Source organism: Pseudomonas sp. 2(2015), assembly GCF_000955865.1.
Lineage (GTDB): Bacteria > Pseudomonadota > Gammaproteobacteria > Pseudomonadales > Pseudomonadaceae > Aquipseudomonas.
The window spans coordinates 172,191-199,049 of record NZ_JYOF01000011.1 but is presented as its reverse complement, the minus strand read 5'-3'; the positions used below and the strand labels follow the sequence as shown (position 1 = coordinate 199,049).

General features: G+C 64.5%; 19 protein-coding genes. 12 read left to right on the top strand and 7 right to left on the bottom strand.

Going from position 1 to position 26,859, the window contains the following annotated elements; all coding sequences use genetic code 11:
- Positions 1–4 precede the first annotated feature (4 nt).
- From UB48_RS15970 to UB48_RS15945, 6 genes are read left to right on the top strand one after another with little or no spacing between them, the layout of a single operon-like run.
- On the top strand, positions 5–1,015 hold the full coding sequence (locus tag UB48_RS15970; protein ID WP_045198758.1) for a polysaccharide deacetylase family protein: 1,011 nt from the start codon (positions 5–7) through the stop codon (positions 1,013–1,015).
- Positions 1,012–2,316, top strand: a complete 1,305-nt coding sequence (locus UB48_RS15965) for an oligosaccharide flippase family protein (RefSeq protein WP_045198756.1) — start codon at positions 1,012–1,014, stop codon at positions 2,314–2,316. Before UB48_RS15970 ends, UB48_RS15965 begins: the two co-directional genes overlap by 4 nt.
- Positions 2,313–4,232 (top strand): hypothetical protein, encoded by a 1,920-nt coding sequence (locus UB48_RS15960; RefSeq protein ID WP_045198754.1) that lies wholly within the window; start codon positions 2,313–2,315, stop codon positions 4,230–4,232. Before UB48_RS15965 ends, UB48_RS15960 begins: the two co-directional genes overlap by 4 nt.
- Before the next feature lie 34 nt (positions 4,233–4,266).
- Complete coding sequence (locus tag UB48_RS15955) at positions 4,267–4,956, top strand: GNAT family N-acetyltransferase (protein WP_045198752.1); 690 nt, start codon at positions 4,267–4,269, stop codon at positions 4,954–4,956.
- A 4-nt stretch (positions 4,957–4,960) separates the two neighbouring features.
- The gene (locus UB48_RS15950; RefSeq protein ID WP_045198750.1) at positions 4,961–6,133 is read left to right on the top strand and encodes a GNAT family N-acetyltransferase; all 1,173 of its coding nucleotides are present in this window, start codon (positions 4,961–4,963) and stop codon (positions 6,131–6,133) included.
- Positions 6,105–6,893: a carbohydrate deacetylase gene (locus UB48_RS15945; protein WP_045198749.1), complete on the top strand. Its 789-nt coding sequence runs from the start codon at positions 6,105–6,107 to the stop codon at positions 6,891–6,893. Before UB48_RS15950 ends, UB48_RS15945 begins: the two co-directional genes overlap by 29 nt.
- 139 nt (positions 6,894–7,032) lie before the next feature.
- Here the strand turns inward: UB48_RS15945 and UB48_RS27345 are convergent, their stop codons facing one another.
- Together UB48_RS27345 and UB48_RS15940 are read right to left on the bottom strand one after the other, a co-directional pair.
- Positions 7,033–7,335, bottom strand: coding sequence for a DUF3077 domain-containing protein (locus UB48_RS27345; RefSeq protein WP_082075459.1), 303 nt, complete (start codon positions 7,333–7,335; stop codon positions 7,033–7,035).
- A gap of 763 nt (positions 7,336–8,098) precedes the next feature.
- Positions 8,099–10,339, bottom strand: coding sequence for a bifunctional diguanylate cyclase/phosphodiesterase (locus UB48_RS15940; RefSeq protein WP_045198747.1), 2,241 nt, complete (start codon positions 10,337–10,339; stop codon positions 8,099–8,101).
- A gap of 139 nt (positions 10,340–10,478) precedes the next feature.
- Here UB48_RS15940 and UB48_RS15935 point away from each other — a divergent pair, with 139 nt between their 5' ends.
- The 4 genes from UB48_RS15935 (at position 10,479) to UB48_RS15920 (ending at position 14,338) form a co-directional block, all read left to right on the top strand.
- Complete coding sequence (locus UB48_RS15935; protein ID WP_045198745.1) at positions 10,479–12,098, top strand: NADP-dependent glyceraldehyde-3-phosphate dehydrogenase; 1,620 nt, start codon at positions 10,479–10,481, stop codon at positions 12,096–12,098.
- Positions 12,099–12,207: 109 nt separating this feature from the next.
- A complete protein-coding gene (locus UB48_RS15930) occupies positions 12,208–12,675 on the top strand; it encodes a VOC family protein (protein ID WP_045198743.1) in 468 nt (155 codons plus the stop codon).
- Positions 12,676–12,758: 83 nt separating this feature from the next.
- Positions 12,759–13,952, top strand: a complete 1,194-nt coding sequence (locus UB48_RS15925; protein ID WP_045198741.1) for a hypothetical protein — start codon at positions 12,759–12,761, stop codon at positions 13,950–13,952.
- A gap of 80 nt (positions 13,953–14,032) precedes the next feature.
- Complete coding sequence (locus UB48_RS15920) at positions 14,033–14,338, top strand: hypothetical protein (RefSeq protein WP_045198739.1); 306 nt, start codon at positions 14,033–14,035, stop codon at positions 14,336–14,338.
- 232 nt (positions 14,339–14,570) lie between these two features.
- Here UB48_RS15920 and UB48_RS15915 read toward each other — a convergent pair whose 3' ends face one another.
- The 5 genes from UB48_RS15915 to UB48_RS15895 form a co-directional block, all read right to left on the bottom strand.
- Positions 14,571–15,998 (bottom strand): sigma-54 dependent transcriptional regulator, encoded by a 1,428-nt coding sequence (locus UB48_RS15915; protein ID WP_045198737.1) that lies wholly within the window; start codon positions 15,996–15,998, stop codon positions 14,571–14,573.
- Positions 15,973–17,460 carry an ATP-binding protein gene (locus tag UB48_RS15910; RefSeq protein WP_045198735.1) on the bottom strand — a complete coding sequence of 496 codons (1,488 nt, stop codon included), beginning with the start codon at positions 17,458–17,460 and terminating at the stop codon, positions 15,973–15,975. Before UB48_RS15910 ends, UB48_RS15915 begins: the two co-directional genes overlap by 26 nt.
- A gap of 112 nt (positions 17,461–17,572) precedes the next feature.
- A complete protein-coding gene (locus tag UB48_RS15905; protein ID WP_045198729.1) occupies positions 17,573–18,508 on the bottom strand; it encodes an SCO family protein in 936 nt (311 codons plus the stop codon).
- Between the two features lie 15 nt (positions 18,509–18,523).
- On the bottom strand, positions 18,524–21,304 hold the full coding sequence (locus UB48_RS15900; protein ID WP_082075468.1) for a multicopper oxidase domain-containing protein: 2,781 nt from the start codon (positions 21,302–21,304) through the stop codon (positions 18,524–18,526).
- 235 nt (positions 21,305–21,539) lie between these two features.
- Positions 21,540–22,997, bottom strand: a complete 1,458-nt coding sequence (locus tag UB48_RS15895; RefSeq protein ID WP_045198726.1) for a HAMP domain-containing sensor histidine kinase — start codon at positions 22,995–22,997, stop codon at positions 21,540–21,542.
- A gap of 249 nt (positions 22,998–23,246) precedes the next feature.
- Between UB48_RS15895 and UB48_RS15890 the strand changes: the two genes are divergently transcribed.
- Together UB48_RS15890 and UB48_RS15885 are read left to right on the top strand one after the other, a co-directional pair.
- Positions 23,247–24,593: a hypothetical protein gene (locus UB48_RS15890; RefSeq protein WP_045198724.1), complete on the top strand. Its 1,347-nt coding sequence runs from the start codon at positions 23,247–23,249 to the stop codon at positions 24,591–24,593.
- A gap of 35 nt (positions 24,594–24,628) precedes the next feature.
- Positions 24,629–26,857, top strand: coding sequence for an Ig-like domain-containing protein (locus tag UB48_RS15885; RefSeq protein ID WP_045198722.1), 2,229 nt, complete (start codon positions 24,629–24,631; stop codon positions 26,855–26,857).
- Positions 26,858–26,859 lie beyond the last annotated feature (2 nt).

Here is a 26,859-nt window from a genome sequence, read left to right as displayed (position 1 = left end):
TGACATGCCGATAAAAACCAGTATCAAGCGTGCCAGCGGTTGGCTGTACCTCAACTCCCCCAAGGGCCGCAGCCAGTTGCGCGGCGCCGGGGTGATCCTCATGCTGCACCGGGTGCTGGCCGACGACGACAGTGCCGCCCTGCCGCACCGCAATGAACTGTGCGTCGGCCCCCAGGCCTTCGAACGCCTGCTGCGCTGGCTGCAACGCCACTTTGACTGCGTACACCTGATGGACCTGCTCAAGGCCCACGAACACCCGCGCACCGGCAACCGGCCGAAAGTGGCCCTGACCTTCGACGACGGCTGGCGCGACAACGCCCTCAATGCCTTCCCGCTGCTGCAGCAATACCAGGTGCCGGCGAGCATCTTTTTGTCCACCGACTACATCGGCAGCCGCCAGCGCTTCTGGTGGGAAAGCCTCGGCGAAACCCTGTGGGGCACCCACGGCGAAATCTCCCGCCGGGCGCTGATCGAGCAACTGCGCAAGATCGGCCGGCCGCTGCCGGCGGCCTACTTCATGAACGAGCGCCCACACGCGCGCAGCCAGGCCCTGGGCAAATACCTGCAAAGCCTGAAAAGCCTCAGCCCGATGGCCCTGCATCACCTCACCGACGCCTGCCCGGCTGAATCACTGCCCCAGGCCCTGGACTGGAACCAGGTACGCCACCTGGAAAACTCCGGGCTGATCAGCTTCGGCCCCCACGGCGCCAGCCACGCGCTGCTGCCGGGCCTGGACGACCAGCGCCTGGAAGAAGAACTGAGCCGCAGCCACTACGCCCTGCAACAGGGCTGCAAACAGCCGCTGCCGGTGTACTGCTACCCCAACGGCGACCACGACGCGCGGGTGCGCGAGCGCCTGGCCGCGCACCGCTACCCCTTTGCCCTGAGCACCCGCGCCGGGATCTGCCAGGGCCATGACGACCCCTTGGCCCTGCCGCGTATCAGTGTCAGCCAGCGCAGCGCCAGCCGCCCTTCGCTGTTGGCCTGGCGCATCAGCCGCGGAGGCCGCCCATGAGCCGCAGCCACTACGTGCGCCACCTGCTGCTGAGCATGGGCACGCGCCTGGCGATGATCGCCCTGCGGCTGATGCGCAACGTGTTGCTGGCGCGCATTCTTGGCCCCAGCGAGCGCGGCCTGTTCGCCCTGCTCAGCACCCTGCCCGACCTGATCAGCGCCGCCACCAGCGGCGGGCTCAACACCGCCGTCGGTTACCAGGCGGCCAAGCAGCGCAGCATGGGCCTGCTGCTCAGCCAGGTGCTGATCTACGGCTGCCTGGTGGCCGGCGCCCTGACCCTGGTCTGCGTGGCCCTGGCCCGGGAGTTCGGCACAGAACTGGAAGTGACCACCCAGCTGGGCCTGCTGGCCTGGCTGTTGCTGCTGGCGGTGCCGCTGACGGTGCTTAAAAGCGGCCTGCTGACCCTGCACAACGCCACCGGCGGCGTCGGCGCCTTCAACGCCCTGCGCCTGACCGAGTCGCTGGTGCCGCTGCTGCTGTTTGTCGGCCTGTTCTGGATGTGGCAGCACGCGGCCCTGGAAGCGGCGCTGATCAGCTGGCTGCTGGGCCTGAGCCTGGTGGTCATGCTCGGTTTGTACTGGCTCGGCCGGCAGCACTCGATCCGCCTGTGCTGGGACCGCAGCGGCCAGCGCGAGCTGCTCTCCTATAGCGCCAAGAGCCACCCGGACTTATTGTTCCAGCAGGTGATTCTGCGCTCCGACTACCTGTTCATCAGCGCCATGCTCGGCAGCGCCGCGCTAGGCCATTACGCCATGGCCAGCGCCGCCGCCGAACTGCTGCTGATCGTCCCTGAGGCGGTGACCACACCGCTGATGAAACGCCTGCTGCAGCAGGACGCCGGCATGGACAAGCTCACCCCGCTGGCCCTGCGCCTGACCGCCACGGTGATGCTCGGCGCCTGCCTGAGCATGGCGCTGATTGGCGAGTGGCTGATCGTCACCCTGTTCGGCGCCGAGTACCAACCGGCCTATCCGGCGCTGCTGGCCTTGCTGCCGGGGCTGTTCGGCCTGTGCTATGCGAGCATCCTGCGCCTCGACCTGCTGGGCAAGAACCGCCCCGGTACGGTATCGCTGATGATGGGCCTGGGCGCAGCGCTGAACCTGCTGCTCAACGTGCTGTTGATCCCCACCTATGGCATCGTCGGCGCTGCGGCGGCCTCATCCATCGCCTACCTGGCGGTGACCCTGGCGATGCTGCTGTTGTACTGCAAACTCAGCGGCGTGCCGTTCTGGCAAACCCTGCTGGTACTGCCCAGCGACCTCGCGCCGCTTCGGCAGATGCTGCAACGGCGGCCGGCATGAAAGCCCTGGCCCTGGTGGTGAGCAGCGTGCTGGTGAGCGCCACGCTACAGGCTGCGCCCCTGCAATGGGGCGACTTGCGCGATGGCAGCCTGTACCTGCAAGCGAGCAAGGCCGACACCGTCACGGTCAGCTGGCAACCGGCCTGGCAGGCCGAAGCCAACCCCGAGCGCATCTTTTTGCTCGACGGCCAGGGCCACTTGCAGGCCGAGCGCGCGATCGAGGCCAATGAAAGCCGAGGCCGGGTGCAATGGCCGCTGGCGGCGAGCGGCAGCGACTACCAGGTGGAAATCCCCGGCTACAGCTTTCGCCGTTACCGCATCGAGCATGCCGACAGCACCCGGGCGCTGTTCGCCCCGGCCAAGGTGCACTTCAGCGCCGAAGTCGGGCCCAATGTCGAGCTGTACTTCAAAGTGCCCGCGGGCGAGAAAGCCACCCTGGCCGGCAAATATCATGGCGGCGTACGCAGCCTGCAGGTGCAGCGCCTGGGCGACAGCCAGCGACTGAGCCTGGCGCTCAAGCCCTACCCCGCCTATTGGCAGTTCGATCGCCTGGCGCTGCCGCAGTCGAGTAAAGAGCAGACCTTCCGCCTGCAACTGCAAGGCCGTGGCAAGGTGGCGTTCTGGCTCGACGGCAGCGCCAACCTGTTCGCCCAGCAGCCCGGGCAATTACGCCCGCTACACAACAGCGACGGCAAGGTCGCGCTCAGCCTTGGCCACACCGTACTGGGCCGCACCCCGGACCTGGGCGTCAACCTGCCCTATGTACTGCCGCCGCCATCAAGCTACGCCGTGCTCGATGCCCTGCAACCGCAAGCAGCCGGCTACTACAGCTTCGCCGACCTGCTGGCACGCAAGCCTGGCTATGAAACTGCCTTTCGCAGCTTTTACCAGCAACGCTACAACATCAAACAGGACATCACCCTGCTGGCCGGCACCGGCCGCGAATCGGTACTGGCCGCCGACCGCATCCGCAACGACGGCCTCGACGACTGGCTGAACACCACCCGCACGCTGGGCGGCAACAGCCTGCACTACCTGGCCTTCGCCGACGAACCGAACCTCAACTACAGCGACTACCCCACCTTCAGCCGCTACTTCCAGGCCATGGCCGAGCGCGTACAACGCAGCCCCGGCGCCCGCGAAGCCGGGGTGCGCATCGCCATGCCGGCAAGCTCGCGACTGGTCAACGGCCCGCTGCACAGCGACAGCGAAAAGCGCATCGGCCTTGACTGGGCACAGCGCCTGCTCAAGGAGCACGGTGCGCAGATCGACGCCCTGGCCTGGCACGAATGGATGGTCCGCGACCTGCTGGCCACCCGCAGCTACCGCGACTCGGTGCGCCAGGCCGCCAGGCTGGTCGGCCTCGATGCCCAGGGGCGGCCGAACAAGGCGCTGCTGCTGGACCAGACCAACCTCTCCAGCGGCTCGAGCCTGAGCCCCTACGACCAGGAAACCCACTTCACCGCCCTGTGGTGGGCCTCGGTGGTGATCAACGCCTCCCAGGACGGCCTGCTCGACATGCTCAACTGGTTCCACGTCGCCGACGAGCCCGAATGGCCCAAGGGCATGGTCCGGGTGCTGGGCGAAAACCGTTTTGAACTAAAGCCCGTGGGCCTGGCCCAGCAGTTCATCCAGCAGCACTGGCTCGACCAGGTGCTGGCCCTGGACAACGACGCCTTCGAAGTCGACGCCCTGGCCATGGCCCGTGGCAAGCAGCGCAGTCTGTTGGGGGTGAACAAGGGCGAGCGCCAGCAGCAGGTAAGCCTCGCCACCGAGCAAGCCTGCCCCGAAGGCGCCCTGAGCTTCTTCGGCCCGGACAACACCAGCCGCCGCGCGCAGTACGCCTGCGAGCAAGGCCGCATCCATTTTCAACTGCCGGGGCAAACCCTGTTCGCCCTGACCTGGAGCGCGTCATGAGCGCGCACCTCACCTGCCGGAAACAGGAGGCACCATGAGTGCTTTGAGCAAAATCCAGGAACGTATAAAGCGCAAAGGACTGCGCAATACCATCAACGCCGGGGTCAAGCGTTACCTGTTCTACCACTGGGAACTGCTGTGGATGGAACGCGACCTGGTCAGCCCCGTACCGCCGCACAAACTCAAACCCTACCCGGCGTTGCGGGTCGAAACCATCACCGTGCACAACGTGCGGGCCTTTGCCAAATACTTTGGCGACCGCATCGAGACCATGCGCGAACTGGCTGCCGAAGGCCATACCGGGTTGATGTTCCTCGATGACGCCGGCGACACTGTGGCCTTTATCTGGGGCAGCCTGCGCCACTACCACGACCGCCACTTCTACGGCTGCTGGTTCCCGGTGGAACCGGGGCAGTTTTTCGAGTTTGGTGGCGAACTGACCCGTAAATACTGGGGCACGCAACTGTCGGTCGACCTGCAACTGGAGCTGTGGAAGGCCATGGCCGCCCAGGGCTGCGACACCGTGGTGGACGTGTGCGAAAGCCACAACATCCCGGCGCTCAAGCTGCACCTGCGCATGGGCTATAAGGAACAAGGACGGGTGATGAATGTGTACTGCCTGTTCGGCCGCTGGAAGTTCTACCGCGAAACCCGCTACAGCGAATCGCGCCTGGAGCCCCTGCGCAAACCTGAAGCAAGCCCCGCCCCGGCCACGGTGACCTGAACCCATGAGCCTTGAACTGCAGTGGTACCCGTCGCTGGCGGCGGCGGACTTCCCCGCCGCCGACTACGAGCAACTGCGCCAGCACCTGGCCGACAGCACGCCGTTCAACCACCTGGGCTGGCTGCTGGCGGCCGAAGCGGCACTGACGGCCGGGCAACAACTGCAGGTGCTGGTGGGCCGCGACCAGGGCCGGTTGTGCCTGTGCCTGCCGCTGGTGCGCGGCACTGAGCGCTTCGGCCCATTGACCGCGCAGGTGGTGCGCCACCTGGGCTACCCGCTCAGCGACCGCATCGCCCTGCTCTGCGACCTGCCGGCCAAAGCGGCCGCGCAGGTGTTACGGGCGATCCGCAAGCAACTGCCCCATGCCCTGCTGCAACTGGACGAAGTGCCCGACGACGCGGCAACCCACAGCCTGCTCAGCCGCTGGGCAAGGCGCAGCTCTACCCATGAGCAGCGCCTGAACTGCCGGGTGCCGGTGCACCGCATCGTGCCCGAAGACCGTCAGGAAATCAGCGGCGACCCGCGCTACAAACTGCGCCGCGCGCGTAAGCGCATTGCCGCCTGCGGCGCCCAGGTACGCAGGGTTACCCCGAATGCAAACACCATCACGCCACTGCTCGATGCCATCAGCGCCGTCGAAGAGCTCAGCTGGAAAGGCGACGACGAGGTCGGCATCTTCTCTGGCCGCCTGCGCCGCCAATGGATGTACCAGGCTTTCACCGCCCTGGCGGCCCAGGGCCTGGTGCGCATGGTACTGCTGGAGCTCGATGGCCGCTGCATCAGCTACCGCCTGGGGGTGTTCGAGCGCGGCCGGGTGTACGACTACAACCTGGCCTTCGTGCCCGCCTATGCCGAGCTTGGCAGCGGCCGGGTGCTGCTCGAAGAATGGATTCACTGGGGCCTGGACGACGGCTGGGAGTGGGTCGACGCCTCGCGGGTGAGCCTGCACAACTCCAGCCACCAACTGCACGAACGCATGAGCGGCGCCGTTGAACACCAGCGCCAAAGCTTCTACAGCTGGCGCCCCAGCGGCCTGGCCCTGGGCCTGGCCTTGCGCCTGTGGCAACGCTTCAAGCCACAGTTGCAACGCCTGCGCCAAAAAACCTCGGCCACAGCCGCCGAGCCCGACTCGCCACAGGAGAACCCGGATGCCCTCACAGGTCATAGTCAACGCTGACGACTTCGGCCTCAGCGCCCACACCAACGCGGTCATCCTGCATGCCTTCCAGGCCGGACTGATCAGCTCGGCCACGGCCATGGCCAATATGCCGGCCTTCAGCGCCGCCTGCAGCCTGGCGCAACTGCCGGCCTTGCGCGGGCGTATCGGCCTGCACTTCAACCTCACCTACGGCCGGCCGCTGAGCCAAGCCATTCGCCAGCAGCCACGCTTCTGCGCGCCCAACGGCGAATTCGACCTGCGCCTGAAACAACGCACCCTGCGCCTGAGCCGCGCCGAGCGCGAGGCAGTCGAGCAGGAACTGCAGGCGCAGTGGCAACACTGCCTGAACCAGGGCCTGATGCCCAGCCACCTGGACTCGCACCAGCACGTGCACAACATCTGGCCGATCGGCGTGATTGTCGCCCGCTTTGCGGCACGTGAAGGCGTTGCGGTGCGGCTGGCGCGCAACCTCGGGCACAACATCGGGCCGCTGAAGCGGGTGTTCAAAACGTTGCTTAATCGGCGCTTGAAGCAGTTGGCGGGGGCGACGGCGGATTATGTATGTACGCCGGCGGATTTACGCGCGGGGTTGGCGCCGGCGGATGGGTTGCTGGAGGTGGTGGCGCACCCGAGTGCGTTGGGGGGGCATGATTTTGGGGATGCTTATTTGGGCAGTGGGGAGTCGTTGAAGGCGTTGGTGGAGTTAAGGTTGGGGGGGGTGCCTAGGGTTGGGTATGGGGTGCTTACCGGGGGACGAACTGTGCTGGCCCCCTCTTAAAATATTTGAGCGTAAACGGTCAGCGAATAGATTTTGCGCTGATTGGTTTGTACCCCCGGTGAGACGTCCAGTCACTGAAAGCGAGTGTCTTTCATCCTTATAGAGCAGGATCCAAGACATTCTCGCTTTCAGCCATTGCTCAGACCTTTAGCTGTCGAGCTTCGACTCCATCTAGCAATGCGTCCATCAGAGCGCTGGCCATTTCAACAGAGTGTTGCGAAGACCATACAAAAGCACGTCCTTCATTATCTGTATGCTTAACGACCTGCGAAATCGTTGCGCTCGCACATTTCAGGTATAGGACTGCATGCACTAGAGCATCTTCTGCACAGATCCCGGCTCGCACATTGAAAAGTGGTGGATGATCCGGACAACTTTTGACACTAGTCTCTAAGGTCTCGACAAGATGAAGTGATGGCGGATCAGGTACTGGTTTTTTCATCGATAGGCTCCTGGTTGAGTTGACTGGAGCTACCACGCACTCGTCGCCAAACGAGATAAGGTGGCAGCTGTACGCGGGTTGGCGAACCGGATCAACGCAGGAAACCCCGGCAGGGCATAAGCCCTCCCGCATACAGCCACCATAAAGGACAAACGGACACTAAAACGCCCGCCCTTCATTCAGGGGCATATCTGCATATAGATTCCGGGTCGCCAAACCCGATCACCAAGTTTTCAGTGACCGAGCGAGCCTAGTTTGAATATACAGAGCAAGCAAGAGAATGAAGGTGACAGAAAGCGTAGGATAATTCCTAAGAACCATTTCAACTAGCTTAAAATGTCGTGAGGAAGGAATTTTCAAGTAGAACTGTGAATTTTTCTTATTTCCAACAGCAAAGATTTCAGCCGATTCACAGAGAGCAGACACTCCGAAACCAGTGAGAGTGAGAGTTGAAGCCTATCTGCCTAATTTTTCTAAATAAAAAAGTTGCAGCCTAGCAAATTGTGACTCAGCTTCGAGCCGAAGACTCTCGACGTCATCCTCAGCAAGCCTTCCTTTCGAATCGCTATATCTACGCATAGAATTCATAGCATTCAGATATAAGGTTTGGTCACTCAATAACTGAATCGCATCATACGGATCTATGGCCGGTGCTCTGTCGTTTCGCATTTCTTCTACTCCGCCCAGGCTACATGTAGATCGAGTATAGAAAAAGGCGAGTGAATTGCTACCGCATGTCACCCGATATTCAATTCCTTTGAACTCATCGAACCAAAATGCTGAGATCCACCTTTTTTGATTCCAACCAGCTATCAAACTCGGCCACCGGCATCGGCCGGCCCATCCAGAAGCCCTGGCCCTGATCACACCCGGCATTGCGCAAAAACGCGTACTGCTCGGCGGTTTCGATGCCTTCGGCGGTGATCTTGAAGCCCAGGGCGTGGCCCAGGTCGATGATCGCCCGGGTAATGGCGGCGCCGTCGTCGTCTTCGGGCAGGTCCTTGATAAAGGCGCGGTCGATCTTCAGGTGATCGATCGGCAGCATCTTCAGGTACGCCAGCGACGAATATCCGGTGCCGAAGTCGTCCACGGCGGTGGTCACGCCCAGTTCCTGCAACTGCGCCAGGACTGCGCAGGCGTGCTGCTGGCTTTCCATCAGCAGGCTTTCGGTGATCTCGACTTCCAGCAGGGTCGGCGCCAGGTCATAGCGTTTGAGGCTACGCCTGAGGCTGGCGACATAGTCGCTGCGCTCGATCTGCAGGGCCGCGACGTTGATTGCCACCGGCCCCGGCAGGCAGTCGGCGGCGCGCCAGGCGGCGATCTGCGCGCAGGCAAGATCCAGCACTTTCTCGCCCAGGGGGATGATCAGCCCGGTGCGCTCGGCCAGCGGGATGAACTGCGCCGGCGACACCAGCCCGTGCTCGGGGTCACGCCAGCGCAGCAGCGCCTCGGCGCCTTCGACGCGGCCGCTGAACAGGTCGATCTTGGGCTGGTACCAGAGCTCGAATTCATTGTGCTTGAGCGCCCGGCGCAGGTTGTGCTCCAGGTCCAGGCGCTGCTGCAGGCGCTGGGTCATTTCCGGCTGGTACAGGCGGTAGGCATTGCGCCCGCTCTCCTTGGCCGCGTACATCGCGGTGTCGGCGTGGCGCAGCAGGCGGTCGGCGCTCTGCCCGTGTTCCGGGCACCAGGCCAGGCCGATGCTGCCGGTCACCAGCGCGGCGTTGCCCTTGAGGTCAAACGGCAATTGCAGGGTTTGCAGCAGGGCCTGGATACGCTCGATGCAACGGTCATCCGGCCCTTTGAGAACAAAGGCAAATTCGTCGCCACCCAGGCGGCACAGGCAATCCTCAGGCTCGATGATCTGCATGAAGCGCGCCGTGGCCTGCTGCAGCAACAGGTCGCCCATGGCGTGGCCGAGGCTGTCGTTGATCTGCTTGAAGCCGTCGATGTCGAGCACCAGCACGGCCAGGCGCTGGCCCTGGCTGATGGCTTCGAGCAACTGCTGCTGAAAGCGCAAGCGGTTGGGCAGCCCGGTAATGGCATCGAAATGCGCCAGGCGCTCCAGTTGCGCCTGGGACTGCTTGAGTTCCAGGTTGCGCAGGTTGATCAGGTGGTTGCTGCGGTTGAGCTGGGCGACGAACACGCTGAACAGCCCGGTGCAGGTCAGGGCAAACAAAAACAGCGGCGAGGCGAACAGGCTCATCGACGGCCAGCCGCCCAGGGGGCTGGCCGCCAGTTGCCAGAGCCCGCCGGGCACATCGACATTGACCGTCACCGGGTGCTGTTCGAACAACTGCGGGTCGCCCCAGATCACCGCGCCCGCCGGGCCCTGGCCGTCGGCGCCGCGCAGGGCCAGCTCGAAGCCCGGGTCCAGATCGAGCCCGGCGGTGCTGAGCAAGCGGTCGATATCGGCAACAATCGAGACATTGCCCCAGTACAGGTTGACGCCCTTGTGGCCCTTGAGGAACACCGGGCGCCGGTAGATCAGCCCGCGCCCGCCCTGCAGCAACTGCACGGGGCCGGCCAGCACCGGGCTGTAGTTGTCGCGGGCACGCTGCAGCAGCGGGTACTGGTCGGGCAGCCGGCGGTAGTCCATGCCCAGCACGCCCTGATTGCCATTGAGCGGGTAGACATCGGCGATCACATCGTTGGGCGCCAGGGAAACATGGCGGATGTGCGGCACCGAGGCGATGGCCTGGCGGGCCATGTCGTGAAAATGCTCGGGGCTGATTTCGCCATCGGCACTCAGCAGTTGGGCAATGCCCTCGGTCTCGCCGAACGCCGAGCGCAACTGCGCCTCGATGCTGGCGCGCACGCCCGACAGGCGCGCGCTGGCATTGGCGATCACCTCGGCTTCCTGACGCTGCACGTCCAGGCGCCCGAGCACCACCGACAGGCCGATGCCGATCAGGGCAAAACCTACGGGCAGCAGGCGATTGAGGGTGGTGCGCAGGTTCTTCGACAGGACCGGATTGTCATCAAGGGCGAGGATTCTTGTGCTCATAGGTCCGTAGTTCGCATCGCATTACTGCTTTATCGGCGCCGGCGGCGCATTGTTTAGCCAGGCTGGCTTTTTTTAGCGCGCTGGCGTTATGCTCAAACTGAAACGTTTCACCCATCACAGAAAAAGAGGTGCTGCGCCCATGGACCGTCTGCTCGATTCGCTGTTTCCCACCGCCAACGAGATCCCTGAGGCGTACCGCCTGGGTGAGCCGCTGGTGCAACGCGAGTACCTGGTCAACGGCCAGTTGCAGCAATGGGACGGGCCGCTGGCCACGGTGCGCAGCCCGGTGTGGCTCAAGGAGGGCAATGAAGAACGCCAGGTGATCCTCGGCAACACGCCACTGCTGGACGCCGACACCGCCCTCACCGCCCTGGACGCCGCCGTGCAGGCCTACGACAAGGGCCGCGGCGCCTGGCCCAACATGCGCGTGGCCGAGCGTATCCAGCATGTCGAAACCTTCCTGGCCAAGATGCGCGAACAGCGCGCGGCGGTGGTCAAGCTGCTGATGTGGGAAATCGGCAAGAACCTCAAGGACTCGGAAAAAGAGTTCGACCGCACCTGCGACTACATCGTCGACACCATCGGCGCCCTCAAAGAGCTGGACCGCCGCTCCAGCCGCTTCGAGCTGGAGCAGGACACCCTCGGCCAGATCCGCCGCGCGCCGCTGGGCGTGGCTTTGTGCATGGGCCCCTACAACTACCCGCTGAACGAGACCTTCACCACCCTGATCCCGGCGCTGATCATGGGCAACACCGTGGTGTTCAAGCCGGCCAAGTTCGGCGTGCTGTTGATCCGTCCGCTGCTTGAGGCCTTCCGCGACAGTTTCCCGGCCGGGGTCATCAACGTTATCTACGGCCGTGGCCGCGAGACCGTCAGCGCGCTGATGGCCAGCGGCAAGATCGACGTGTTCGCCTTCATCGGCACCAACAAGGCCGCCAGCGACCTGAAAAAACTCCACCCGCGCCCGCATCGCCTGCGCGCAGCCCTGGGCCTGGATGCCAAGAACCCGGGCATCGTGCTGCCCGAGGTTGACCTGGACAACGCGGTGAACGAGGCGGTCACCGGCGCGCTGTCGTTCAACGGCCAGCGCTGCACGGCGCTGAAAATCCTCTTCGTCCATGAAGACGTGGTCGATGAATTCCTCGATAAATTCCAGCGCAAGCTGGCCGCGCTCAAGCCAGGCATGCCCTGGGAGCCGGGCGTGGCCCTGACGCCGCTGCCCGAGGCCGGCAAGATCGATTACCTCAATGGCCTGGTGGCCGATGCCATCGACAAAGGCGCCAGGGTCATCAACGAAGGCGGTGGCGCCAGCCGTGGCTCGTTCTTCTACCCCGCCCTGCTATACCCGGTGAACGCGCAGATGCGCGTGTACCAGGAGGAGCAATTCGGCCCGGTGGTGCCAGTGGTGCCTTATCGCGACCTGCAGACAGTGATCGACTACGTGCTCGATTCCGATTTCGGCCAGCAACTGAGCATCTTTGGCACTCATTCGGCCGAGGTCGGCAGGCTGGTCGATACCTTCGCCAACCAGGTCGGGCGCATCAACCTCAACGCCCAGTGCCAGCGCGGCCCCGACACCTATCCGTTCAACGGGCGCAAGAACTCGGCCGAGGGCACCCTCTCGGTACACGACGCCCTGCGGGTGTTCTCGATCCGTACGCTGGTGGCGACCAAGTTCCAGGACAGCAACAAGCAGTTGATCAGCGACATCATCCGTAACCGCGAGTCGAGCTTCCTGACCACCGATTACATTTTCTGACTGCCGCTCGTCCAGCGCCGCGACTTTTGATTTGCCCAATCGCCGAAACTGTATAAATATACAGTTTCGCGCCATTCACCCTGCGGCGCCTTAAAGGAGGATCAATAAAATGGCAGTCAAACCAATCCCCGAAGGACAGCACAGCATTACCCCCTACCTGGGCATCAAGGATGCCGCCAAGGCCATCGAGTTCTACAAGAAGGCCTTCGGCGCGCTCGAGATGTTCCGCCTCGACGGCCCCGACGGGCGCGTCGGCCATGCCGAGCTGAAAATCGGCGATTCCTCGCTGATGCTTGCCGACCCGTGCGATCAGTCCGGCGGGCTGGTCAGCAGCCAGTCGCTCAATGGCACGGCCGTTGGCCTGCACCTGTATGTCGAGGACGCCGATGCCACCTATGCCCAGGCCCTCGCCGCCGGTGCCAGCCAGGTTACCGAGGTCAAAGACCAGTTCTACGGCGACCGTAGCGGCACCCTGAAAGACCCGTTCGGCAACCTCTGGTTCGTCTCCACCCACAAGGAAGACCTGAGCGTGGAAGAGATCCGCGAGCGCGCCGCCAAGCTGTTTAGCGGCCAGTAGGGCCAGGTTCGGCTGGCGGGCATGTTCGCCAGCCGGGCTTTGCATTAAGGTGGCAGGCACAGGAAGGCAGGCCAGGATTGTCCATGCGAATCATCGAAAAAAACGCCGCGCTGGTGCGCACCCTCACCCCTGCTGAAGACGAGCTGTTGCGTGGGTTTGCCCAGGGCAACCTCGAAGGCCCGCGCCTGCTGCAGGCCAACCAGTTGCTGATCAAGGTCCGCGCTGCCGGCCATTGGCTGGCCTGTGATTGCCAGCCCAAGGCCATGCCGGTGCTCAACGTCAACCTCAACGGCAACACCGGCACCCTGTTCCTCAAGAACAACCCGGGCACCGCCGAGCACGCGCCAGACTGTGCGTTCATCAAGGACGAGCGTGAAAGCGCCAGCCGCGACAGCGACACTGATGCACCACCGGCCGCGTGGCTGGCGCCCGATGCGCCGCTGCGGCTGATTGGCGATTTCAAGCGCGCCAGTGAAGCCAGCAGCGAATCCGCGGGTACTGGCGACAAACGCGAACAGCACCGGTTGCTGTCGTTGCTGCTGACCCTGATCGAGGCCAGTGGCCTGAACGTCTACGCCACTCACCTGAAAAAAGACCTCACCGGGCAGTTTGCCGAGTTGCGCGGGGTGGCCAGCCGTTATCCGCTGATCGAACGGGTGCCGGCCAGCAACTACCTGGAAACCCGCCTGGACATGAAGCACATGATGATGCTCAAGGCGCGCTTGCGCGAGTCCACGGCCTTTGGCACCCATCGCCGGCATGGCTTGCTGCTCGACTGCGTCAGCCAGATCAAGGCGCGCAAGGTGTTCAACGAGCGCAGCGAGGACGGCTTCGACTTTCAGGGCCATCATCTGCTCTGGGGTGGCAGCAAGACTCCGGGGCCGTTGCTGGCCCTGGCGATCTACTCGCCGGCCAGTGCCGGCAGTCATTTCTATGAGCTGATCCATGTCGCCAGCGTGCCGGTGCTGTCGCGCGGGCAGCTGTTTGCGGTGTACCGCGATGAAGAGCGCGAGCCGCTGAAAATGCTCATCTCGCTGATCGACTGGATGGCCAGCAAGGGCGTCAAGGTGATCATGCGCCGGCCGGTGCTCGGTGGCCAGGGCATGGACGCGCTGGTGCTCAGCTCCGACCAGGACCGGGTGCTGTCGGTGTCGCTGACCGAGCAGCCACTGGGGCCGGAGCCAGAGGGCGAGGCCTTCAAGCGCTATGCCGACTTCAAGAGCCTGGACACCTTCCGTAAGTACGTGGCAGGTTTTTTCATGCGCGGGCGCGAGTAGCGCCGTTGGTCGCGTGCGTCGCACCTTCCCTTCGCGGCTGGGCCTAACCTCTGGCACCTGCCCTGAAAAGGAGTTTGACCATGACCCGTAGCGCCCTCGCTGCCTTATTGTTTGCCGCATTGCTCGGCACCCAGGCGGTTGCCGCCGGCACCGGCCCGACCAACCCCAACCCGGACACCACCCCGACCACGCCGTTGCCGGGCATCAACACCGGCACCAACCCCACCGACACCCCACTGCCCAGCGGCACCGACCCGCGCACCCAGGGCAATGACGCCGGGCGCCAGGGTGGTAGCGAGACCGATGGCAGCCGGCGCGAGCCGAAGAAAGACGGCAGCGGCTCGGAGAATGGCGGCGACGCTGGGGGCAGTGCCGGTAGCTACTAGGGTTTGTACGAGAAGTCGCCGAGCGGCGATCAGGCAAGGCGAAAACAGGCGAGGAAGCGGAGTTTACGAGTTGTAAATGAGCATTCCGAGCCTGTTTTCAACGCAGCATGATCGTCGCGCAGGCACTTTTCGTACAAAGCCTAGGGCTGACCTCCAATGTGGATCTGATTACGACCGCTGCGCGCTCGATCGCGGGTCCAGCCCGCTCCCACAGGTTTGGCATTATGTACGCCTACCACTGGCGCTTGTCCGGCCGGGTCAGGCCGAGCTTTTCGATCCGGTAGCGCAACATGTCCCGGCTCAGGCCCAGCAGCCGCGCCGATTTGGTGACGTTCCAGTCGGTGCGGTCGAGCATCTTGCGCACCATGTCGCGCTCCACTTCCGGCAAGCTCGCCGAGGCCATGGCCTCAGCATTGCCGAACGCTTCTTGCACGGCAGGCGCCGGCATTTCCAGCGGCTCGTCGACCAGGCTCATGCACACGTTGAGCTGGTGCGGGGCGATCAGCTCCTGGGGCGCCAGCAACACCGTCTGTTCAAGCATGTTGCGCAACTCGCGCACGTTGCCCGGCCAGCTGTAGTTGAGCATCAACTCCTCGGCCTCGTCGCAAAAGCGCAGGTTGGGCTTGCCATAGCGTTTGCCATGCAGGGCAAGAAAATGCCGGGCCAGCAGCAGGATGTCTTCACCCCGGGCATACAGCCTGGGCACCTTGATCGAGATAATACGCAGGCGGAAGAACAGGTCACGGCGAAACTTGCCCTGCTGGACCATCTGCTCCAGGTTGCAGTTGGTGGCGCTGATGATGCGCAGGTCAACCTTGCGCTCCTTCACCGCGCCTATCCGGCGAATGGTGCGGTCTTCCAGTAGCTTGAGCAGCTTGGCCTGCAGCAGCAGGTCCATTTCGCCAATCTCGTCGAGGAACAAGGTGCCGCCATCGGCCGCCTCGACCAGGCCCACCCGGCGATCCTTGGCATCGGTAAACGCGCCCTTCTCATGGCCGAACAGTTCAGCCTCCAGCAGGTTGGCCGGGATCGACGCGCAGTTGAACTCGATAAACGGCCCCTTGCTGCGCACTCCGTCAAAATGCAGGGCGCGGGCTACCAGCTCCTTGCCGGTACCGGTCTCGCCTTCTACCAGCACCGGCGGCAGGTCGCCGCTGGCCATGCGCTGCTCGGCATCGAGCAGCTGGCGGATGGTGTGCTTGAGGCCGAGCATGGCCGGTGATTCGCCTATCAGCGCCTGGCCACCTGATTTTTGCGCCTCGCGTTCCTGGTAGAACGACAGGGTGCGCTCCATGCGCTCGGTAGCCAGGGCCTTCTCCAGCATCAGTTTGAGCTCGGCCAGCACCACCGGTTTGGTCAGGTAGTGGAAGGCGCCCTCCTTCATCGCCAGCACGGCGTCTTCGACGTTGCCGTAGCCGGTCATCATGATCACCTTGAGCTCCGGCGCGCGCTGGGCCAGGGCCTTGAGCAGCTCGTGGCCGTTCATGCCCGGCAGCGAGTTGTCGGTCAGCACCGCATCGGGCTGACAGCGCGGCAGCTGCTCCAGGGCCTCTTCGGCGCTGTGGCAAACCGTGACCTCGAAGCCTTTGCGCTCAAGGTAGGTCTGGATGTTCTCGGCGAGGATTTGATCGTCCTCAACCACCAGGATGCTCTGCTCCATGGTCCCCTCCCGCTGCAATATTGAAGATCAGGCACACGCGGGTTCCTTCCTCTTCGCGGCTGGCCAGGCTCACCGAGCCACCAAAACGTTCCATGATCCGCTTGACCAGTACCAGGCCGACCCCGAGGCCGCCCTGTTTGGTCGTAAAAAACGGCTTGAAGACCATCCGCTCCTGCTGCTGGGTCATGCCCTTGCCGGTGTCGCTCAAGGTCAGTTGCAGCTGTTTGCCGTCTTCCAGCGCCTGCACCACCACGCTCAGGCGCCCGCCCGTGGGCATGGCTTCGAGGGCATTGGCGAACAGGCTGTTGAGAATCTGCGTCAGCAGCACCGGCTGGCTGATCACCCAGGCCGTTTCGGGCGTGTCGATCTGCACCTGGACCTTGTGCCGCTCCAGTTGCTGGGCAAAGGCATGGCGGGTGTCGTCGATCGCCGCCACCAGCTCGACCGCTTCGGCATCGTCGTTGACCGGGCGCAGCGACACCAGCAAATCGCGCACCCAGCGCGACATGCGGTCGACCTGGCTGATGATGTCGCCAATGTTCTTCTGCGCCGGGGCACTGGCGATGTCCTGGGCAAGTTCGGCGCTGGAGCGGATATTGGCCAGCGGGTTGCGCAGGCTGTGGGCCACCGCCGAGGACATTTCGCCAAGGGCGACGAAGGTTTCGCTGGCCACCAGCTGGGTTTGCTGGGTCTGCAGCATGCTCGCGGCGCGGCGCACGATCCAGAACAGGCCGAAGTAGATCAGCGCCCCGCCGACCAGGGTCGAGGCCCAGATCAGCACGTAGCCGCGCTGGATGCGCCGCACCAGGTCCTGGGGTTCCTTGTACACCTCGACCATCGACAGCACCTTTTGCCCGTCGCTGTCGAACATCGGGATGTAGTTCTCGATGAACAGGTACTGCGGCGCGCGCTGGAACTTTTGTTCATCGCGGTCTTCATTGGCCTTGTGGTAGCTGGCCGAGACCGGCACTTTCGAGGCGAACGATTCATCCAGGTCGTCGTCACCGACGATTTTCTCCCCGATCAGCTGCGGGTTGGTCGACCAGACGATGGTCCGGTCCAGGGCATAGACGTTGGCCAGCAAGGTGTCGGGCAGGTGTTCGACATGGTCGAGAAACTCCACCCGGGTGGACTCGGCCAGGGTCGGGCTGACCCCCGGGTGGTGCTGGTCCAGGCGCGGGTCGAGCAGCTCGCCCATGGTGGTGCCCGGCGGAATGCGCGAATGGCGCACTTCGGCCTGGGCCATGGCCTGGATGAACTGGGCGGTGAGCATGGCATCGCGCTCGACGCTGTCGGTGACCACGAAGCGGGTCGAGACATAGCCCAGCCCGCCTGCCACCGAAGCGATGATCAACAGGCTGACCAACGAGAACCAGCGCAACAGGTTGAACTGGCGCAAGGGTCGGTCGGCTGCCTGGCTGTCGAGGCCCTCATCGGCCAGTTTTCCGTTGAGCATCTGCATCGGGTCTGGTCCTGCCGTGGATGCTTCTTTTCTTAGAACTTATAGCCCAGCGTGCACACAGGCGTGGCACATCAAAACTAATGGCCACGGCGCCAGTGATAGTATTTTGCCTTTATGGCTGTTGGCGTTCGGCCTCCTGCTCGAGAAAGGCCAGCAAGGCCTGGGCATCGGCCTCGTTCAGGCGCAGGTTGGGCATGGCCACGCCGCTGTATTGCCGGTACAGCGCCATGACCTGCGGGTCTTGCTCGGCGAGCATGCGATCCGGCTCGCGGATCCAGCGGCTCAGCCAGCGCTGCTCGCGGCGCCGGGTAACGCCGAGCAAGTCCGGGCCGACCGCGCGCAGGCCGGTAGCCTGGCCATCTTCCGGGCCGAGGCTGTGACAAGCGGCGCAACGGGTGCGAAACAGCTCTTCGCCGCTGCTCGGCGGGCGAATCTGCGGGGCATCGGCGTAGCTCTGCTCGCTACTGGGTTGCTTCCAGTTCTGCAGGCTGTTGGCCAGTTGGTCGGCGAGAATCCACGGGTTTTCGAAGGGTGAGGCCTTCATCCAGCGCCCGGTGGCCTGGTTGCCGACGATCAGGCTGAGGTTGTGGTCGCGGCTGCGGCCGTTGTCGACGCCTTCGATAAACAAGCCCAGGCTGCGGCGCAAGGCATCGATCTGGCCTTTGTCGCCGGTCAGAAAGCGCCAGCCGGGCGCCACCTTGAACTTCTGCGCATAGGCCTTGAGCACCTCGGGGGTATCGCTGAGCGGGTCGATGCTGATCGAGTAGAAGAACACCTCGCGCCCGACCCGCTCGCCCAGCAGTTGCTGGACCTGGCGCAGGCGCGCGGTCTCCAGCGGGCAGGAATCGCCACAACCGGTGAAGATGAAGTTGATCACCACCACCTTGTCCTTGATCAGGTCGTCGAAAAAGCGCAGGTGCTCACCGTTGTGGTCGATCAGCTCGGTATTGGGGAAGTACTGCGCCCCCCAGGGCGTGGCCTCCTCGGCCAGCCCCGGCAGGCTGCTGCACAGCCAGCAGAGCAACAGGCAACGTGCGATAACGCCCATGGCAACCTCCCCCGGCTATTTGCCGACCTTGACCTGCGGGCCCTTGCCATCGCCGTTGCGCCAGGTCGGCAGCGCCGCCGAGTTGACGTACTTGACCCCGTCCCAGCTGGGCAAGGGCGTGGGCATCAACTGCAACTGGCCGGGGTGCTCGATGTCCCAGCGCAGCAGCATCGAGTTGTCCTCGTGCTGGGTGTTGTGGCAGTGCTCCATGTAGGTGCCGGCGAATTCGCGAAAATTGATCGCCACCTCGACGTTGTCCAGGCCGTCGGCTTCGCTGCCGATCCGGTAGACGTCCTTGCGCGCCCACTTTTCCCATTCCGGCGGCGCCTTGCCGCCGCGGCTGAGGATGATGCCCTCCTCGAAGTGCACGTGCACCGGGTGGCTCCAGCCGTTGCCACCGTTCTGGATCTTCCAGATTTCCAGGGTGCCGAAGCCGCTGGCGCCGGCGTCGGTGGGGCCAGTGGCCAGCTGAGGCGCGGCGTTGAGCCGGCGCGGGTCCATGTGATAGCCAAAGCCGCCGTCGGTCTTGACCGTCCACGGCGCCTGGTCGGTGCCATCGGAGCGGCCGAAGATGAAGGTGCGATGGCGGGCCTGGGCCAGGCGGGCGATGTCTGCCGGGTTGTCGCGGTGCAGCTTGAGCGGGATCATCACCTTGCCCTCGGCCTTGCCGGGTTTGGCCGGCTCGTAGGCGGCCGGGTCCATGGCCAGGTCCTGGCCGCTGTAGGGCTTGACGTTGAACTGCAGGATCTTGTTGACGGTGGGGTCGCCTTTATCCCATTGCGGGCCCTTGCTGGTCTGCTTGATCACCGCCTGATACTTTTCCGACAGCACGTCGGCCAGGGCGATGGCCTCTTTGGGGCCCTTACCGGTGTCGTGGGCCTGGAGGTTGAGCAGGAACAGCTTGTCGCCGGGCTTGATCCCGTTCTTGGCGAAGTTGACGACAATGTCGAAGCGCTCGGCGATGCCCTGGGTCGGCAGGATGGCGTTGTGGTCCTGTTTGTCGCCGTTGGCGTCCAGGTCCATGCTGCCGTCGAACGGCACCGCGTGCTCCATGATGTTGCCGTCATTGGCAATCATGTGGAATGGCACCCGCGCATAGGAAAGCCCCGAACCCTTGGGCCCGGCGAACTCGCCGCCGCTGCCCTTGATTTCACGCACCAGCGCCAGCTTCAGGTAGCGCGACACCGAACCGTTGAGGATGCGCAGGCGGTAGCTGCGGGCGCGCACGTCGAGGTATGGCTTGTATTGCCAGTTGACCAGGATCTGGTCGCCGAGAAAGCCGTCGGTGTTGAACGGGTTGAACCACAGCTGGCCGTTCTGGCCCCAGGCCTTGTCGGCGATCAGCAGGTTGAGGTCATAGTCACGGTTGCCCCATGACAGCGCCGAGCCGCTGGGCAGGCGCAGGTTGACGCCATCGTCGAAGGCCTCGTTGCCGCGGTCCAGGGCGCTGTAGTAGTTCATCATCGCAGCGTTGCCCTTGTAGACGTTCTGCGCGGTGAAATCGAGCATGTGGTCGTGAAACCAGTGGGTGCTCATGGTTTCGCGCCAGTCGCCGCGAATGCGGATACTGCCGTTCTCGCAGGTTTTCAGCCCCGGGTTGGCGTCGTTGACCCACAGGGTTTCGCCCGGGGTGCAGGGGAACGCCGCGCGCGGGTCTTCGGCGCGGGTGTTGAGGCTGTCGTAGCCGGCCAGCTGGATCGGCCAGCGGTAGTCGTAGTACTGGCCCGGGAAGAAGAACGCGTTGGCGTAGCCGTCGCTTTCGGCCGGGGCGTGGCCGTTGTGTTCATGGGTGCTGATGGTGTGCAGGCCAAAGCCGTGGTTGGCGGCGGGGTCGATCGGCAAGGCGTTGTAATGGCGCATCAGCAGCGGCTGGCCGTATCGCACCATCAACAGCTTGGCCGGCAAGGTGCCGTCGAAGGTCCATAGCGACTTGTGATCCTGCAGCGGCATGTTGGGGTGGAAGCGGGTATCGACGCCCTTGGTGGTGCCCAGGGTGTTGGCCTGGCCGGCGGTGTTGTAGTAAAGGCCGCCGGGGCCGAACTCGCCGACGCTGTAGTGGTGCATCTGCATGGCGTCACGCAGGCCGCTGTTGATCCGCGCCCCGGCTTGCGCGGTTTTGTAGGCGGCCTGGGGGTAGAACTCGTTCCAGCGCTGGTGCGACCAGCCCTTTCCTGGTGGCCGGCCTTCGGCGGCAGAGCCGATGTGACGGTTGAGGAACAGCTCGATCTGCTGCTGCCAGGGGTTGCGGTCGACAACGTTGGCAAACTGGCCGGGGAACGGGGTCAGGCCCGGCTGCTTGAGAAAGGCATCGAGCAACGGCCCGGACGGCGCACTGCGCGCGACGTTGAGCGGGTCTTGCTGCGGCGCCGGGCCGGTGCTGGGCGCCGGGAACACCAGCAGCCCGGCGGGGGTGGTCGGGTCGAGGCGGGTCGGGCCGAATTCTTCGAACAGCAGCAGTTGCTGGCTGAACGGCTGGGCGCCGAACATCGGGCTGGGGGCGCCGTTGGTGGGGTAGTTGAAGCTGGTTTGCAGGGCGGGCGGGCGCTCGTTCTCCTGGCGCGGGGTGGTGCGGTCGCCCTCGCCCTCGGGCAGGTCGAAGGCGCCGAGGTTGGCCTCGGGCAGCGACAGCAGGTTGTTCAACGCTGCGGCGCTGTCGGCGGGTGGATCGCTAAAGGCCGAGGGGTCGCCAGGCTCTGGCGGCTCGACATCATCCAGGCGGCTGGCGTTGGCATCAGCCATTAAGGCAATGGCCAGGGCGATGCTCAGGACAAGAGGGGTGGGGGTTGGGGTTTTCATCATCTTCACCCAGATTCAGGGACCGGTAATATCGTTTTGCAATTACCTGGCCACATCTGTATCAGGATGTGTATTCGTTAATTATCAATAGGTTATGCCTACTACCTAATATTATTTACGAAGAGTGATGTTGGAAAACCACCCCCAGTTCTGGGTCTTTACCCTGCGGGAGCTAAAAAACAGCAATGTGTTTAAATTCATATAGTTAGTAGTATTTATTAAAGTGCTTTATCCGTTACTTCCCCACCACCCTGAACGTCAGCAACACACACGTACCCTGCCCCTCCTCGCTACTGAGCTTCACCGTTCCGCCAAAGCGCTCCATGATCCGCCGCACCAGCACCAGGCCAACCCCCAGTCCGCCTTGCTTGGTGCTGAAGAACGGCTTGAAGGCCATGCGTTGCTGCTCCTCGGTCATGCCCTTGCCGCTGTCGCACAACTGCAGGGTCAGGCCCTGGCGCGTTTGCCGGCGCCGCTCGACACGCAGTTCACCGCCTTCGGGCATGGCCTCCAGGGCGTTGGCGATCAGGCTGTTGAAGATCTGCCCGAGCAGTACCGGCTGGCACAACACCAGGGCCTGGGGCAACTCGCCCATCTGCAGGCGCACGCCCTGGCGCAGCAGTTGCGGGGCAAAGCCTTGCAGGCTGTCCTGCAGCACCCGCAGCAGGTCTACCGGCTCCGGGGTATCGTTCAAGGGCCGCAGCGACTGCAACAGCTCGCGCACCCAGTGGGACATGCGGTCGACCTGGCTGATGATGTCGCCGATGTTCTTCTGCGCCGGCCCCTCTTCGATCTCCTGGGCCAGTTCGGCGCTGGAGCGAATGCTCGCCAGGGGGTTGCGCAGGCTGTGGGCTACCGCCGACGACATCTCGCCCAGGGCCACATAGGTTTCGTTGTTGATCAGGCGCTTTTGCTGCACCGCCAACTGCCGGGCGGCGCGGCGCATGATGCCGTACAGGCCGATGTACACAAGCCCCGCGCCGATCGCCGTGGCCAGCCAGATCAGCAACAGGCCGCGTTCGATACGCAAAATCAGGTCGCGGGGCTCCTTGTAGATCTCGACCATGGCAGTGACGTTGCCGCCCTCGGCATCGAACAGCGGAATGTAGTTCTCGATGAACAACTGCTCGGGCGGGGTAATGAACTTCTGCTCGCTGCGCGCCTGGTCGACGTCGTGGTAGCTGGCCGAGACGCGCATCTTCTGGTCGAAGGCATGGTCAAGGTCGTCATCGGCGTCGATCATCTTGCCCACCAGCGCCGGGTTGCTCGACCAGATGACCATGCGGTCCGGGGCGTAGATATTGGCCAGCAACACGTCGGGCAGGTGGGCGATATGATCGAGGAACTCGCCCCGGGCGCTGCGCCGGGCCTCGGGGTCGACATCCGGGAAGGCCTGGTCCAGGCGCGGATCGAGCAACTCGCCCATGGTCCGCACGTTGGGGATCGACACGTGGCGCACTTCGGCCAGGGCGATGGCCTGGATGAACTGGGCGGTGAGCAAGGCGTCGCGCTCGACGCTTTCATTGATCACGAAGCGGCTGGAGATCAAGCCCAGGCCCACGGCCACTGAAAGGATGATCGCCAGGCTGACGAAGGCGTACCAGCGCAGCAGGTTGAACGGCTTGCGCGCGGCGGCCGGGGCCGGGCTTACGAGCTGCAGGGACGACGAATCGAGGCGTGGCTGGCTGCTCATCACTGACTCCCGAATGAACGCTCCTTAGGTTATAGCCCAGCCCGCGCAATTCCCCCGCCCGCTTGCCCCACTTGCCCCCAACCCTGGGGCCAGCGCCCCGAGTCGAGTGGCTCTGCCGACACCCTGTAACCGCACGCCAGGCCTTGTGCAGCAAGGCCTGCAGGGTATTGAGAATAAATTGGTACGGATGTTGCCGATGCCTGTGCAGACGACCCAAGTCCATGGGCCCGAATGCAAGAGGGAAGACTCATGCACCGTCCAACGCCCCACCCACTGGCTCTGCTGATCCTGGCGAGCATTATCCAGGCACCGGCCCAGGCCGCCCTGTTCGAAGTAGACCCCGGCCCTTACCTGCCCGCTACCGGCGGCTTTGCTGCCTGGTACCAGGACACCCATGGCCGGGTGCTCGACCTGTGCCTGTCCAAGGCGGTCAGTTCGCGGGTGCCCGGTGCACCCGGGGCGCCGTCGTACATGTGCGTGCTCAACCCCGCCCCCGGGGTGTTCGACGACACCCGGCCGATCAGCTTCCCGAGCAACTACCCCGACGAAACCTTCTGGTTCACCGCCGATGCCGCCATCACCGACGCCGCCAGCGGCATCGACCTGACCTACGGCACCGCCATCGAGGCCGCCTTCGCTGCCGAAGACGTGGTCGACGGTGACCAGGTCAGCTTTGCCCGGGTACGTATCCGCGTCGACGTGCCCACGCCAGGCACCTACATCGTCACCCACCCCTACGGCGTCGAAGTGTTCGATGTACCGGCGGCCGGGCGGCGGGCAATCAACATGACCCGCGACATCGGCATCGGCGCGCCGAAAACCTACACCGGCGCGCTCAAGGGCGATGTCGGCCCGTTCCTGCGCGGTGCCGGTGGCCCCTACAGCGAAACCAACCCGGCCACTGGCGCCAGCGAACGCTTCATCGGCGACCCGAACCTGCAGGAAGCGGTGACCGGCAGCCCGTTCAACACCAACTTCGTGCGCATCGAGGGCCCCAACGGCCTGGATTTGCGTACCGAACTGTTCTCGGTCTCGGGCAAGCTCTCCACCGTCGCCCGCCCGACCCCGGTGATCGCCCAGCGCAGCACCTATTCGCGGCACAGCGAGAACGGCGACCTGCGTGCCCAGCAGGACCTGTTCGTACAAGCCCCGCCGCCACCGGCGACCGCCACCCTGGTCAGCCAGACCCCCAACCTCAACCTCAGCGAGGCCAACACCACTGGCGCCTGGTACGCCCAGTCGGTGCTCAACCCATCGCTGCCGCTGAACCTGCAGGTGACCGCCGACAACAGCCTGGCGATCCCCACCAGTACCCCGACCACCCTGACCCTGGCGCTGACCGACCTGGTGGTGATCGAGCGCGCCGAGTACAGCCTGGCCTCCGGGCAACTGACCCTGGTTGCCAGCACCAGCGACGAAACCAGCCCGCCAGTGCTCAGCGCCCGCACCGGCAACGGCGCCACGATCGGCACCCTGAGCGGCAATGGCGCGGTCAAGACCCTCACCACCGGCCTGTCGCCGATTCCGCCCGCCAAGGTCACGGTGACCAGCACCAACGGCGGTAGCGACAGCGAAGAAGTGGTGCTCGTGCCATGAACACTCTTACGCCACGTCCCGTAGCAGGAGGCAGCATGAACAACTGGCCACGCCTGGCGCTCTGCGCAGCCGGGCTTTCCCTCTCGCTGGCCGGCACTGCCTGGGCCGGCCTCAAGGCGGTCGATCCCGGCCCCTACACCCTGGCCACCGGGCGTTACCCGATGTGGTACCAGGACCACGGCAACCTGTCGCTGGAGCTGTGCCAGTCGCGGGCGGCAAGCTCGCGGGTAGCGGTTTCGGTGCCGCCGGCCTACATGTGTACCTTGCTGCCGGAGCCCGGGGTGTACGACGACGCCCTGCCGCTGGTGTTCCCCGACAACTGGCCGCCGGAGATGTTCTGGTTTCTGGCCGAGACCGAAATCCCTGAAGTGGGCAACAGCGGTTACGAGCTGGAAGTCTATGTCGCCGGTATCGAGGCGGCGTTTGCCGCCGAAAACCCGGTGGACGGCGACCAGCAAAGCTTCGCCCGTATCCGTATCCGCGCCTCGGTGCCGCGCACCGGCACTTACGTGATCACCCACCCGTACGGGGTCGAGACGGTCAACGTCACCACCGCCGGGCGCCGCGCCATCAACATTACCCGCGACATCGGCATCGGCGCCCCGGGCAACTTCAGCGGCGTGCTCAACGGCGCGATCGGGCCGTTCCTGCGCGGCGTCGGCGGCCCCTACACCGAGATCAACCCGGACACCGGCGCCAGCGAAACCTACGTCGGCGACCCGAACATCACCGAAGCGGTCACCGGCAGCCCCAATAACACCAACTTCGTACGTATCCAGGGCCCGGCCGGGACCCTCCAGACCAACCTGTTCACGGTCTCCGGCAAGGTCCTCGACCCACGCAAGCAAACCCCTGCCGAACTGCAGCGGGCCAGCTACCGGCGCACCTCGGACGGCACCCGCGTCGAGGTGTTCGCCAAGGCGCCGAACAACGCCACGCTGTGCATGCGCGAGACCCTTGCGCTGGTGCCGGGCACCCCGCCCTCGCCCTGCCAGTTCAACCTGCTGGCCGACAACAATGGCCTGTTCTTCGCCCAGCACCTGAGCAGCGCCGCACCGCCGCCAGTCATCGTCGTCACCGCCAGCGACCCGACCGGCGCCACCCGCCCCACCGCGCTGTCGAGCAAGCTCAGCGACGTGGTCAAGGTCACCACCGCCCGCTATGACTGGGCCAACAAGCGCCTGCGCATCGAGGCCAGCTCCAGTGATGAAGTGCAGGTGCCCGACCTGGTCGCCCAGGGTTACGGGCGGTTGTCGAAGTCCGGCACCCTGCAGACCCTGACGGTCAACGAGCTGAGCCAGCCGCCTGCGATCGTGACGGTGAAATCCGCCGCCGGCGGCAGCGACAGCGAGCCGGTGGTGGTAATCGGCAATGCCCCGGTCGACGCCGCCAACCAGCCGCCAGTGGCCCAGGCCGACGTCGGCAGCACCCGCGTTGGCGTGCCGCTGAGCCTGAACTTGCTGGCCAACGACAGCGACCCTGACGAAAACGTGCCGCTGAGCATCAGCGACCTCACCCAGCCGGCCACCGGCCAGGGCACGGTGGTGCTCAACGGCACCACGGCCGTCACCTACACCCCACCGGCAGTAGTCAATGCGCCGCTGGTGGTCACCTTCACTTACCGTGCCCAGGACAGCAAAGGGCTGAAATCACCCGTCACCAACGTCACGGTCAATGTCGCCGCCAACCAGCCGCCGCTGGCTGTCAACGACACCGCCAGCACCCTCGGCGTGGCCTTGCCGATCAACGTGCTGGGCAACGACAGCGATCCGGATGGCAACGTACCACTGACGGTCGCCAGCGTTACCCAGCCGGCGCTGGGCCGCGGCACGGTCAGCACCGACGGCAACCAGGTCACCTACACCCCGCCGGCAGTGATCCTGGCCGCGTTCAGCACCACCTTCACCTACATCGCCCGCGACAGCGCAGGTGCCCTGTCGGCACCGGCCACGGTCACGGTGCAGGTGTCGCCACGGCCACCGGCAGAGAACTTCACCGTCACCGCCGCAACGGTCACGGCGCGGGCTGGCGGTCGCTTTACCTGGGACATCTCCGGCACCACCTCGGCGATCCTGCTCAACGCCGTCACCGTGCAGGTCAGCACCCCGACCGGCCTGGTCAGCCTGGGTACCACCCCGGTACCGCTGACCGGACGCTGGCGGCTGAGCGTCACCAACAGCGTCGCGCCGAGCACACCGGCACCGACGGCAACCGTCACCACCAGCCTGGGCACCGTGCGCACTGTGCCGGTCACCGTGCAGTAACC